Annotated in this window: 11 protein-coding genes; 3 read left to right on the forward strand and 8 right to left on the reverse strand. The window is 63.7% G+C overall.

Annotated features, from left to right (window positions below; all coding sequences use genetic code 11):
• Positions 1-56: 56 nt before the first annotated feature.
• The 3 genes from ACFFNA_RS29570 to ACFFNA_RS29580 form a co-directional block, all read right to left on the reverse strand.
• Entirely contained in the window at positions 57-932 is an 876-nt protein-coding gene (locus ACFFNA_RS29570) for a carbohydrate ABC transporter permease (RefSeq protein WP_378923404.1), read from the reverse strand.
• Positions 933-940: 8 nt separating this feature from the next.
• The gene (locus ACFFNA_RS29575) at positions 941-1,828 is read right to left on the reverse strand and encodes a carbohydrate ABC transporter permease (protein ID WP_378923405.1); all 888 of its coding nucleotides are present in this window, start codon (positions 1,826-1,828) and stop codon (positions 941-943) included.
• Between the two features lie 100 nt (positions 1,829-1,928).
• Positions 1,929-3,197 (reverse strand): ABC transporter substrate-binding protein, encoded by a 1,269-nt coding sequence (locus ACFFNA_RS29580; RefSeq protein ID WP_111547075.1) that lies wholly within the window; start codon positions 3,195-3,197, stop codon positions 1,929-1,931.
• 185 nt (positions 3,198-3,382) lie between these two features.
• On the opposite strand from ACFFNA_RS29580, the gene ACFFNA_RS29585 reads away from it, so the two are divergent.
• Together ACFFNA_RS29585 and ACFFNA_RS29590 are read left to right on the forward strand one after the other, a co-directional pair.
• Positions 3,383-4,423, forward strand: coding sequence for a Gfo/Idh/MocA family protein (locus tag ACFFNA_RS29585; RefSeq protein WP_378923406.1), 1,041 nt, complete (start codon positions 3,383-3,385; stop codon positions 4,421-4,423).
• A 5-nt stretch (positions 4,424-4,428) separates the two neighbouring features.
• Positions 4,429-5,193, forward strand: coding sequence for a GntR family transcriptional regulator (locus ACFFNA_RS29590; RefSeq protein WP_378923407.1), 765 nt, complete (start codon positions 4,429-4,431; stop codon positions 5,191-5,193).
• A gap of 43 nt (positions 5,194-5,236) precedes the next feature.
• Here the strand turns inward: ACFFNA_RS29590 and ACFFNA_RS29595 are convergent, their stop codons facing one another.
• The 5 genes from ACFFNA_RS29595 to ACFFNA_RS29615 form a co-directional block, all read right to left on the reverse strand.
• Positions 5,237-6,133: a dihydrodipicolinate synthase family protein gene (locus ACFFNA_RS29595; RefSeq protein ID WP_378923408.1), complete on the reverse strand. Its 897-nt coding sequence runs from the start codon at positions 6,131-6,133 to the stop codon at positions 5,237-5,239.
• Positions 6,134-6,156: 23 nt separating this feature from the next.
• The gene (locus tag ACFFNA_RS29600; protein ID WP_378923409.1) at positions 6,157-8,232 is read right to left on the reverse strand and encodes a dipeptide ABC transporter ATP-binding protein; all 2,076 of its coding nucleotides are present in this window, start codon (positions 8,230-8,232) and stop codon (positions 6,157-6,159) included.
• Positions 8,229-9,137 (reverse strand): oligopeptide ABC transporter permease, encoded by a 909-nt coding sequence (opp4C, locus tag ACFFNA_RS29605; protein WP_378923410.1) that lies wholly within the window; start codon positions 9,135-9,137, stop codon positions 8,229-8,231. The genes ACFFNA_RS29600 and opp4C overlap by 4 nt, the downstream gene beginning before the upstream one ends.
• The gene (locus tag ACFFNA_RS29610) at positions 9,130-10,086 is read right to left on the reverse strand and encodes an ABC transporter permease (protein ID WP_378923411.1); all 957 of its coding nucleotides are present in this window, start codon (positions 10,084-10,086) and stop codon (positions 9,130-9,132) included. Before ACFFNA_RS29610 ends, opp4C begins: the two co-directional genes overlap by 8 nt.
• Positions 10,087-10,180: 94 nt before the next feature.
• Positions 10,181-11,782 carry an ABC transporter substrate-binding protein gene (locus ACFFNA_RS29615; protein WP_378923412.1) on the reverse strand — a complete coding sequence of 534 codons (1,602 nt, stop codon included), beginning with the start codon at positions 11,780-11,782 and terminating at the stop codon, positions 10,181-10,183.
• 199 nt (positions 11,783-11,981) lie between these two features.
• On the opposite strand from ACFFNA_RS29615, the gene nanR reads away from it, so the two are divergent.
• On the forward strand, positions 11,982-12,683 hold the full coding sequence (gene nanR / locus ACFFNA_RS29620; protein ID WP_342633882.1) for a transcriptional regulator NanR: 702 nt from the start codon (positions 11,982-11,984) through the stop codon (positions 12,681-12,683).
• The last annotated feature ends 62 nt before the right edge of the window (positions 12,684-12,745 follow it).

Consider the following 12,745-nt stretch of genomic DNA (forward strand, 5'->3'; position numbering starts at 1 on the left):
GTTCCATCAGTTCGAAATTGGAGGGTCTTCTGAAAATCTGCCTGTCGGCCGTCCGGCTATTTGCTGTAGCCCTTGCTGAGGCCGCTGATGAATTGCCGCGAGAACAGGGTGAACAGCAGCACGAGCGGCACCGCGCCAAGCGTCAGCGCGGCGAGAAGTGCCGGATAGTCGTTCATGAACTGGCCGACGAATTGCTGCACGCCGAGCGTCACCGTCTGGTTCTGCCGGCTTGGAGCCAGGATCAGTGGGAACCAGAGGTCGTTCCAGACCGGCAGCATGGTCAGCGCGGCCACCGCGGCGAGCCCCGGCCTGACCAAAGGCAGCACGATCCAGAAGGTGCGCAGCTCGCTGGCGCCATCCATGCGCGCCGCCTCCTTGAGATCGGTCGGAACGGTGCGGAAATAGGTGACCATCAGCGTCACCGCGATCGGGATGCTCATGGCGGTGTAGACGAGGATGAGGGCCGCCAGCGTATCCATCAGCTTCCAGGCGAGCATCATCTCAATGAGCGGGATGGTGCCGAGCCGGATCGGTAACATAATGCCGAGCACGAACAGGCCGCCGAGCAGCGAAGCAAGCCGCACACGGTATTCGACCAGGGCAAAGGCGGCGAGCGTCGACAGCACCACCGTCAGCACGATTGTCGTCACCGTGACGATCAGGCTGTTGCGGTAGTTGACGATGAAATTGCCGCGGGTGAAGACCCGCTTGTAGCCTTCGAGGCTGAACGTCTTGGCCGTCGGCAGATCAAACGGGCCACCGAAGATCGCCGGCGTCGTCTTCAGCGAATTGATGATGACGATCAGCACCGGTCCGATGGCAAGCACGACAAAGAAGATCAGCAGTGCGTGGACGATGATGCGTTCGAGCGTCCAGGGTTCGCGGTCCTGGCGGCGGCGGGCAACGGGTATGGTGAGGTCCGGGGCGCTCATGTCCGCTCCTAGACCGAGTATGATTTCAGGCGGCGCTGGATCAGCCAGAAATAGGCTGCGGTCACCAACAGAACCGTGAGGAAGATGATAGTTGCGACCGCGGCGCCAAGGTCGAGATCGGCAAGCTGTCCGCTCGAACCGAAGAAGGTCCGGTAGAAATAGGTGCCGAGAATATCGGTGCTGTAGTTCGGCCCGGGCGCCGAACCGTTCAGCGCGAACACCAGGTCGAAGCCGTTAAACGTCCAGATGTAGGTGAGGATCGCGATCAGGCCGAATTGCGGCGCGATCAGCGGAAACTTGATCTTCCAGAACGTCGTCCAGCCACCGGCGCCATCGATGTTGGCGGCTTCGACAAGCTCGTTGGGCACAGCCAGCAGGGCGCTGTAGAGGAAGACCATCGGGATGCCGAAATATTGCCAGACCGACATCAGCGAAATGGTGGTCAGTGCGGTCGATTCCGTGCCCAGCAGCGGAAAGCCGACCAGCCCCCAGAGCGGATTGATGATCAGGCGCCAGACGAAGCCGACGATGACCACCGACAGCGTGGCAGGTATGAACAGCAGCGTGCGATAGATGCCTTCCGACCGGGCCAGTTTTCCCGACGTCAGCAACGCCGCCAGCAGCAGCCCCATCGGCACTTCGACAATCAGATGGATGGCGAAATACTGCATGTTGTTCAGAAGCGCATTCCAGAAGCGGGCGCTGATCGTCGGGTGAGTGAACAGGCGCTGGTAATTTGCGAGGCCGACAAAGGTGTCGCCGGAGGCGCCACTGGTCTGGAAGAAGCTCATTACGATCGAGGTCGCCAGCGGCAGCACGGCAAAGACCAGATAGACGGCCAGAGCCGGCAGCACGAACAGCAACAGGTTTCTGTGGGCGGCAGCTGGAGATATCAACTCAAGACCTCATGTTCACGCCGGCATGGATGTGCCGGCGTGCCCGAAGGCTTCGCGCATGCCTCCCCGGTTGGCAAGGCATGCACAATGCGTTCCCGGATTACTTCTTCTGCGGCCCGTACCAGGAGGCGAGCCCGGTCTGAAGCTCGGTGGCAACCTGCTGCGGCGTGACGTCCGACTTGGTGAACATCACCTGCAGCAGGCGCCAGGTCTCGTCGTCGAGCGGCGGCGTGCCGGCGCTCAAACGATCCAGCGCCAGCCGCGGTGTCAGCTCAGCACCTTTCTTCAGATCGGCGAAATCCTGCGCCAGCTTGTTCTTGTAGGTGACCGGCTTGCTGCTCATGGCAAAGAAGCCAGGCGCGGCATTGACGTAGAGTTCCTGGAATTCAGGCCCGGCAACCCAGTCGAGGAAGGTCTTGGCGGCTTCCTTGTGCGCGCTCTTGGCGTTGATGCCGATGCCCATGTCCGGCATCTCCTGCAGGAAGCGCTGGTCGCCGGCCTTCGGCACCGGAGGACCGAACACGCCGACATTGAGGCCGGTCGAGGTCGCCTGGTTGATGTCCCATGAACCGTCGGGGAGGATCGCCGCCTTGCCGAGCGTGAACAGCTGCGTCATGTCGGCATAGTTCAGGCTCTCCTGTCCGGAGGGCAGGAACGGCTTCCAGGCTTCGAACGCGGCGATGGCATCGACGAATTCGGGGTCGGTCAGCTTCTTCTTGCCGTCGATCAGGCCGAGCCGGCCCTCCTCGCCTTTCCAATAGGCGGGGCCGATGCTGTAGAGACCATTATAGGCGAGTTGCCAGGATTCGGCCGAGCCGTAAGCCAGCGGCGTGTAGCGGCCGTCCTTCTTGATCGCCTGCAGGACATCGATGAACTCGGCGCTGGTGGTCGGCACCTTCAACCCCAGTTCCTTGAAGATGTCGGCGTTGTAGTAGAAGCCGGCGAGCACGGCGGCGACAGGCAGACAGTAGGCCTTGTCATCGGCGCCCGACCACGCCGCGCGGGACGTCTTATCGAAGTTTTCCAGGCCCGGCAGCCCTTCCAGGGGCTCGAAATAGCCGCGCTTGATCCATTCGCGGTTCACGTCGAAGGGGCGGCAGGTGATCAGGTCGCCGCCAGCGCCGCCTTCGATCTGCGACTGGACGGCGGCGTTGTATTCATTGGTGTTGATCGGCGCGAACTCGACCTTGATGTCGGGATGCTTGGCCTCGAAGGCGGGCAGGATGGTGTCCTGCCAGACCGCGATGTCCTCGGTGCGCCAGCTGTTCAAGGTGATGGTGACGGGGTCTGCAAACGCGGCGCCTACGCCGCCTGAAAACATCACGCCAAGCGTCGCCGCCAGCGGGATCGATACACGTATGGAACGCATTTTCCTGCTCTCCCTCAAGATGGTGCCTCGTGTGGATTCACGATTTTGCACTGTTGCTTGGGACCATACCTACTGATACATGTTGTGACAAGTGGTATTGTGTTGTCTTTTCCTGTTGAATGGCCTCGTGTCCCGACCGGGCATGGCAAACAGACAGGCACAAGGTCTGGATTTGGGAGGACTTGATGATTGGAGTTGGAATTCTGGGCGCGGGCTTCATTGCCGAGACCTATGCGGACTCGCTGCTCGACGTACGCAACGCCGAACTCGTGGCCTGCTCCTCGCGCAGCTTCGAGCGCGCGGAAGCCTTCGCCAAGAAGTGGGGCCCAAAGGTCACTGCCCACAGGGATATCGATGCCCTATGCGCCGATCCGGCTGTCGAGCTGGTGGTGATCGCGCTGCCCAACGAGATCCATCTCGAAGCTGTCAGGATCGCAGCCAGGCACGGCAAGGCCGTCATCTGCACCAAGCCGCTGGCGCGCACTGGCAAGGAAGCGCAGGAAATCCTCGATATCGTCCAGCGTGCCGGCATATGGCACGGCTATGCCGAATGCGCCGTGTTTTCCCCCAACATTGCCAAGGCCCACCAGATGATACGGGCGGGTGGCATCGGCAATCTTCTCACCATGCGCGCCCGGGAAGCGCATTCGGGGCCGCATGCGCCGCATTTCTGGAACGCCGAGCTCGCCGGCGGCGGCGCCTTGCTCGACATGGGCTGCCACACCGTCGAAAGCGCCCGCCATTTCTTCGGCAAGGACAATCTGATCACCGAGGTGATGGCGTGGGGCGCAACGCTGGTCCATGGCGACAAGACGACCGGAGAAGACACGGCGATCGCGTTGCTGAAATTCACCGGCGGCCAGCTCGCGACGATCGAATCGTCGTGGATCGAGAAAGGCGGCATGCAGCTTCGCCACGAACTGGTCGGCTCCGCCGGCCGCATCGTCACCGACACGTCCGTCGGTCCTGTCTGGGGCTTTATCGAAAAACCCGTGGGCTACCTCGTCGAAAAGGCGGATTCCGAGACCGGCTGGGTCTATCCGGTGCCCGAGGAGACCCGGGCCTACGGTTTTTCACAACAGATGCGGCATTTTGTGGAACACTTCGCGGCGGGGACAACGCCACTGGAAACCTTCGAGGACGGCGTCATCGTCAACCAGGTAATTGACGCCTGTTACCGTTCGATGCGAACGGGCGTCTGGGAAAAGATCAGGGCGGATGGATAACTGAGATGGAGGGCTCGCCACTGCAGTCGGACGGACCCGAACCGCTCTGGCGGCAAGCGGCCGATGCGATCCTGCAGGAGATCGCCGCCGGCAAGCTTGCCTCGGGCGCGCGGCTGCCGGCCGAGCGCGATCTGTTCACGCGCATGTCGATCAGCAGGGTGACCTTGCGGAGGGCCTTGCAGAGCCTTGTCGAGGAGGGTGTGCTGACGCCTTCGCATGGGCGCGGCTGGTATGTTTCGGCCAAGGTACCGAAGGAGTTTCCCAACACGCTGGAATCCTTCAGCGAGACCGCCAGGCGTCTCGGCCTGACACCCTCCTCCGACGTGTTGCGCGCCGAGGAAGCGCCTGCCTCGCTGGACGAGGCCGAGGAGCTTTCGATCGCGCCCGGCGCGACGCTGTTTCACCTGGAGAGGATCCGGCGCCTCGACCAGGTTCCGGTCGCAGTCGACACCTCGTTTTTTGCCCTCGCCCTCGTCCCCGATCTCAGCCGTGTCGACTTCCGCACCGCGTCGCTGTTCGGCCTGCTGATCGATGCCGGCGTTGATCTTGCGCGCGCCGAAACCACGATCGAGGCGCGCGGCGCCGACCCTATACTGGCGCGCCACCTCGACATCGACGTCGGCAAATCCACCCTTGTGATGCGTCAGCTCATCGTCGATGCGGCCGGCCGGCCGCTGCTCTCCTCAACGATCCGATATGCCGGCGACCGCTATCGCCTTCGCACGTCGTTTTCGCGGACAGGCAGGTCCGCAGGCCGCAGTCCCGGCTAGCCCAAGACTTTTCCGAGACCATAATCGTCGATGCCGGCGCAGTTCACGCCAGCCACTCTTTCACCGCCGGGCGAGCAAGAACCGCGCGCATCCGGTCGTCGGCGTCAGCAACAGCCAGCGCCATCGGGGCGCGGGTCGGGCCGCAGTCGACACCGATGACGCGGAACGCCGCCTTCATGCCCGGCAGCACGCCGGTTTCCAGCAGCACCTCGACGAAGTCCTGCGACACCATCTGCAGCGCCTTCGCCCGCTCCAGGTCGCCGGCGCGGATCGCCTGGTCCACCGCCACGTACAATCTGCCGAGCAGATTGTACGTGGTGCCGATACCGCCATCGGTGCCGAGCATGCCGGCGGCTGCATAGATCTCGTCGAAGCCGTAATAGAACAGCTTTTGCGGCTGCCGCTTGCGCAGCATTGAGTACTTGAACAGGTCGGTGGAGGTGTATTTGATGCCGACGACATTGCCGAGATCGAGCAGCCGGACCAGCAAGCCGAGCGGCAATGGCCGGCCGGTGCGCAAGGGGATCTCGTAGACAATCAGCGGCAATTCCGTGGCTGCGGCAAGCGCCTGGTAGTAGCCAAAAACCTCCTCGTCGGAGAACGGATAGGAATGCGGCGGCAGCGCCGACAGCGCGTGATAGCCGAGCTTTTGCGCCTGCCGCGCCAGGCGGATGGAATCGCGCAGGTTCGGCATGCCGACATGGGCGATCAGCCTGGTGCCGGTGCTTGCCGCGCCGGCGAAGACCACCTCTTGCTGAGCCAGCAACTCGTCCACCGTCAGCAGGCCGGATTCGCCGCTGCTACCGCCGACATAAAGCCCGGCCAGACCCTGGCGCAGGACATAGTCGTTGATGTTGCGCTGGCGCTGCGGATCGAATTCGCCCGCGTCGCTCAGTCCGGTCATCAGGGCGGCATACATGCCCGCCAATTCCTTGGTCATTTAGGGATCCTCAGTTCAGAGATTCATGATGTGGCTTCGCCGGCGTGATGACATGCGACGAGATGCTGCCCGGAGACGGGCGAGCCGAAATCGCGCACCTGCGGCTCCACCTTGGTGCAGATCTCGCTCGCCTTCGGGCAGCGCGGATGAAAATGGCAGCCGGGCGGCGGCTTCGACGGATCGGGCACCGCGCCACCCAGCACGATGCGCCGGCGTGTTCCGCCAGCCTTGGGATCGGGCACCGGGATCGCCGACAGCAGCGCGCGCGTATAGGGATGCAGCGGGCTGCCGAACACCGCCGCGGTGGTGCCTATCTCGACAATCCGGCCCAGATACATCACCGCGACGCGGTCGCTGAGATAGCGGATCATCGACAGATCGTGGCCGATGAACAGATAGGTCAGCCCGAGGCGCGCCTTGAGGTCGTCGAGCAGGTTGACGATCTGCGCCTGGATGGAGACGTCGAGCGCCGAGATCGGCTCGTCTGCAATGATGAATTTCGGATTGGCTGCCAGCGCGCGGGCGATGCCGACGCGCTGGCGCTGGCCGCCGGAGAGCTCGAACGGGTAGCGGTTGCGCAGCGCTTCCCGCAAGCCGACCAGCGCCAGCAATTCGCTGACGCGGGCGTCACGCGTCGCGCGCGTGCCGATCTTCTGGGCGCGCAGCCCCTCGCCGATGATGCGGCCGACGGTCATGCGCGGGTTGAGCGAGCCGAACGGGTTCTGGAACACCATCTGCATGTCGCGCTGGCGCTGCTTGAGCTGTTCGCCTGTTGCCCCGGCATAGTCCCTGCCCTCGAACAGGATGCTGCCGGCGCTCGGACGCTCGAGGCCGAGCACGGCGCGGCCGGTCGTCGACTTGCCGCAACCGCTTTCACCGACCAGCGCCAGCGTCTCGCCGCGCAGCACCTCGAAGCTCACCCCGTCAACGGCGTGCACCGCGCCGACCTGCCGCCTGAGCACACCGCGCCGGATCGGGAAATGCACCTTGAGATCGGAAACGACGAGCAGCGGTTCTTGCTTTGGCGCGGCAGCCCGCGTGATGCCTGGTGGTGCCGCCGGAGGCCGCGGCAAATGCTCCACCTGCCGCCAGCGCCAGCACGCGGTGGTGTGGCCGGCGCCGACCGTTTCCAGCGGCGGCTTTGCCTCGCGACAGCGCGCCTCGGCATAGCCGCAGCGTGGCGCGAAGGCGCAGAAGGTCGGCGCCAGGGTGACATTGGGCGGCGCCCCCTTGATCGGCACCAGCCTGGTGTTTGCCGCGGTCAGCGACGGAATCGAGTTCAACAGGCCAATCGTATAGGGGTGCGTCGTCGCCGAAAACAGCTCATCGACCGGCGCGCATTCGGCGATCGATCCGGCATACATCACCGCGACGCGATCGACGAAGCCGGCAACCAGGCTGAGGTCATGGCTGATCCAGATGATCGCCATGCCAAGCTGTTTTTGCAGGCGTGCGACCAGCTCGACGATCTGCGCCTGGATGGTGACGTCGAGCGCCGTCGTCGGCTCATCGGCGATCAGGATCGACGGCTTGCAGACCAGCGCCATGGCGATGCCGATGCGCTGCAATTGCCCGCCGGAGAACTGGTGCGGAAAGGCGCGCATGCGCTGCGGCGCGTTGGCGATGCCGACGAGGTCGAGCATGTCGAGCGCCTGGCGTTCGGCTTGCGGCTGGCTCAGGCCTTGATGTTCGCACAGCGCCTCGGTCAGTTGCAGGCCGACAGTCAGCACCGGGTTCAGCGACGACATCGGATCCTGGAAGATCATCGCAATGTCGCGGCCGCGGATATGGCGCAATTCGCTGTCGGGCACGGCCAGAAGATCGCGGCCGCGATAGAGCGCACGGCCGGCGGTGACGCGGCCGGGCGGCTTGCGGATCAGCCCCATCAGCGTCTGCACGGTGACCGACTTGCCGGAGCCGCTTTCGCCGACAATGGCCAGCGACTCGCCTTCGGCAAGCTGGAAGGAGACATCGTTGACGGCATAGACGGAGCGGCCTTTTGGGCCGAACTCGACGCTCAACCCTTGCACGTCGAGTACGGGTCCCTGCCCCGGCGCTGCTGTTGGCTTGCGACCGGCGAGCACATCGAGACCGGTCATTTCGCACCCCCGCCCATGATGTGCTGCGGGTCGAGCGCGTCGCGCAGGCCGTCGCCGACGAAATTGATGCTGAGCACGGCCATCGCGATCATGGCGCCGGGCGGGATCCACATCCAGGGCTGGCTCTCCAGGATCGACAGCGTGCGCGCATCGCGCAGCATGTTGCCCCAGCTGGCCGCCGGCGCCTGCGCGCCGAGGCCGAGGAAGGAAAGCGACGCCTCGAGCAGGATCACGGTCGCGACGTCGAGCGTGATCGCCACCAGGATGGGGCTCAGCACATTGGGCAGGATATGCTCGAGGATGATGACCGAGGGCGAGGTGCCGAGCGAGCGCGCGGCAAGCACGAATTCCTGGTTGCGCAGCGCCAGGATCTCGCCGCGCGTCAGCCGGGCGATCGACGGCCAGCTGAGCAGGCCGATGACCACCATGGTGTTGAAGATGCTGGGTCCGACCACGGCGACGAAAGCGATGATGATCACCAGGCGCGGAAAGGTCAGCACCATGTCGATCAGACCCATCAGCAGCAGGTCGACCTTGCCGCCGAAATAGCCCGCTACACAGCCAACGAAGATGCCTATTGCCGCCGAGATCGCCACGGCGACGAAGCCCACAGTTAGCGAGATGCGGCCGCCATAGAGGATGCGGGCAAAGATGTCGCGGCCGGTGCCGTCGGTTCCCAGCCAATGGACGCCGCCTGGCGGCTGGTTGCGGCCGCGCAGGTCGATGTCGTTGGGGCCGTAATGCGCGATCAATGGTGCCAGCACGCAGGCGAGCACGATGATGGTGAGCATGACCAGCCCGAGCGTCGCCAGACGGTGGTTGAGGAAACGGCGTGCCGCCTCGCCCCACAGGCCGCGCGAGGCGCCGGCGGCAATCGTCACATCGGCGGCGGTGATGTCAGTCATAGTTCACCCGCGGGTCGAGCACGCTGTAGGCAAGGTCGGTCGCAAGGTTCGCCAGCATGACGATGATGGCGGTGATCAGCACATAGCCCATGATGACGGGGCTATCCCGGTTCACCACCGCGTCGATGAACATCAGGCCGATGCCCGGCCACTGGAAAATCGTCTCGATCACCACCGAGCCGCCGAACAACGTCGGCAGAGCCAGGCCGAAGACGGTGACCAGCGGGATCAGCGCGTTGCGCAGGCCGTGGCGCAGCGTGATCGTGCTGGGACGCAGGCCTTTGGCCTTGGCGGTGCGCATATAGTCCTGGTTCAGCACGTCGAGCATGCCGGCGCGGGCATAGCGCATGAAGATCGCGGCGCGGAACAGAGCGAGTGCGGCGGCAGGCAGGATCAGATGCCTGAGATTGTCGAGGAGCGAGAAACTGTCGCCGGCCGTCGAAATGCCAGACGACGGCAGCCAGCGCAGCTCCAGCGCAAAGACGTAGACGAGCAGCAGCCCCATGAAAAAATCCGGAATCGACACGCCGACAAAGCCGCCAAGCGTCAGCGAATAGTCGGTCAGCCGGTATTGCCTGAGCGCCGAGATCACGCCGAGCGTGGTGCCGATGATGAAGGCGACGAGCAGCGCCACACCCATCAGCTCCAGGGTCATCGGCAGGCGCTCGCCGATGATGTCGCCGACGCTGCGGCCATTGACGAAGGAGCGGCCGAGATTGCCGTGCAGGATCTGGCCGATCCAGTTGAGGTACTGGATGTAGAGCGGCTGGTCGAGGCCGAGCTCGCCGCGCCGCATCGCGATCAGTGCTTCGCTCGACGGCGCCTCCGCCGTGATCATCGCCAGCACGGCATCGCCAGGCATAGCGTGAGCGATGGCGAAGACGATCACGGTGACGCCAAACAACACCGGAATGCTGAGCAGCAGTTTTCGCAGGAGATAGCTTAGCATCGGCTTCTCCTATGGCTGAAGAAGGCTCTTGAGGCGGTGGATCATGAGGCTCCGGCGGAGCCCCATGATCGGTGAATGAGGTTTTTTCGAACGGCTATTTGGCCACTTCCCACTTCTCGACTTCGTTGTAGACCGGGTGGTTGAAGATCACGAGCGGCTGCTCCTTGAAGTGCTGCGCGAGGCCGACGATGCGGTTGTTGAAAGCCAGCGGCCGCACCTCGTTCCACAGCCAGGCCTTGGGCAACTCCTTGTTGAGGATGCGCGAGGCCTCCTGATAGCTCTCGGCGCGCACGGCGCGGTCGGCCGATTCCAGCCCCTTGTTGAAGAGTTCGTCGACCTTGGGATTGCAATAACCCATGCTGAGAGGCTTTGCGCCGCAAACGACGACCGGCGAGCCGAGCGATGGATCGAGCCCCATGCCATTGGCGAAAAAGCCCATCTGGAAGCTGCCGTCGGCATAGGTCTGGTTGATTGCCGCCGGATCGAGCAGGCGCGGCTGGATGTTGACGCCGACAGCGGCCAGATAGCTCTGGATGGCAGTGACGGTGTCGACGTTCATCTGGTCGGAATAATAGTAGATGAAATCGACCGGCTGGCTGCCATCCCAGCCCGCTTCGGAAAGCAATTGCTTGGCCTTGTCGGGATTGTAGTCGTAGGGCTCGAGGTCGTTGGCGCGCGCCCAATCCTGCGGGAACAGCGTGTTCGACAATTCGCCGGCACCTTGCTTGATCGTCTCGATGATGGCTTTGCGATCGATGGCATAGAGCATCGCCTGGCGCACCCGCACGTCGGCGAAGCGCTTGTTCTCCAGGTTGAACTGCAGGTAGGTCGGCAGGCCGGCGGAGAATTTCGGCAGTACCGTCAGATAGTCGAGTTTCTGCAGGCGGGCGAGCTCTGAGATCGGCACGCCGCCGCCCTCATAGGACATGGCGTCGACCTCCTGCGTTTCGAGTGCCGCGATGATCGGCGGCACGTCCTTGTAGATCTGGTAGATGATGCGGTCGAGTTTCGGCGCGCCGAGGAAATAGTCGGGATTGCGGTCGACCTCGACATACTGGTCGCTCTCGTATTTCTTCCAGATGAACGGGCCGGTGCCGACGCGGTTGACCCAGAAGGCATTGCCCTTGATATCGCCGGGCGCGACCTTGCCCAGAATGTGTTCGGGAAAGATGCTGATGGCGATAAGCTGCAACTGCACCCAGAGCGGTTTGGCGCTGTCGAGCTCGACCTGAACGGTCATGTCGTCAAGCGCCTTGACCCCGGCAAGCGAGGCGGCCGAGCCATCCTGGAACGCCTTGTATCCGGCCACCGCCGAGAGCTTCTGCGACCACGGCGAGTTGACCTTCGGATTGGCGTAGAGGTTGAGGCTGAACACCACGTCCTTGGCGGTGAACGGGGTGCCGTCATGCCATTTGACGCCATGGCGCAGGCTGAAGACATAGGTCTTGCCGCCGTCCGGCGTCTTCCAACTTTCGGCCAGCATCGGCTGCACGCCGTCGCCAGTCCACTTGATATGAACCAGTCCCTGCAGCACGGTCTCGTCGAGCCTATGGCCACACGTAGTGTGCAGCGTGCCCATCTCGATGCAGCCGGTGCGCAAGGCCGAGCGGAACGTGCCGCCATCCGCGGCCTTGGCGAGGCCTGCGGCAAACATCAGCGCCAGAACAGGCACAAGGCTCATCAACAGTCTTCTCATGGAATTCTCCTCCCGTTGCTTTCCGCCGGCCGAAATCGGGACAATGCCCCTGCTCCAGGCCGATTTCCGCGCCAGGCCCTCGCCTGTCGCGCCGACCGCCGCGCCGTCAGTCGGCGGCGGCCTCATCCAACCCTTCGGTCTCGCAAGTCCTCGCTTGCGGCGACTGGTCTAATAGCTTAAAAGGTAGACCATGCACAATATGCCGGTTCGAAAAAAATTGTCCGACGAAGTCCGCCTCCGCCTGGAGGAGATGATCCGGGACGAGGTTTATCCGGTCGGCGCCTCGCTGCCGTCCGAACGCGACCTGATGTCGATGTTCGATGTCGGCCGCCCTTCAGTGCGCGAAGCGCTGTTTGCGCTGGAGAAGATGGGCCTGGTGCGCATCAACAGCGGCGAGCGGCCGAAGGTGACGCGGCCAACGCCGCGCAACATGCTGGAGCAGCTGACGGGCACGGCACATCTGCTGATGGACCAACCCGACGGCATCGGCCATTTCGAGCAGTTGCGGCTGTTTCTCGAAGTCTCGATCGCGCGCCATGCCGCCGAGGTGGCGACGCGCGCGCAGGTTGACGCGCTTGCCGCGGCGCTGGCGGAGAACGAACGCGCCATTCCCCGCGCCCGCGCCTTCGCCGTCACCGACGTCGCGTTTCACCGCGTGCTGACCGCAATCCCCGGCAACCCGATCTTCCTCGCCGCGCACGAAGCGCTGGTGGAGTGGCTGATCAACCAGCGCATCCACATGGCCAACACCGAGGTCGAAAACCGCAGGAGTTTTGCTGGCCACCAAAGCGTGTTCGAAGCCATCGAGCGGCACGATCCGGAAGCGGCCGGGCGAGCGATGCGCGAGCATCTCGAAAACGCCCGCCGCAAGTTCAATTCGGGCCTGGCAAAACCGGACTAACCGCGTCCGCCCAGGCATGCTTGTCAACAACGGCGGCGCGAGAACACCGCAACGCGTGAAAT

Source organism: Mesorhizobium kowhaii, assembly GCF_042431665.1.
In the GTDB taxonomy this organism is placed as follows: Bacteria; Pseudomonadota; Alphaproteobacteria; order Rhizobiales; family Rhizobiaceae; genus Mesorhizobium; species Mesorhizobium kowhaii.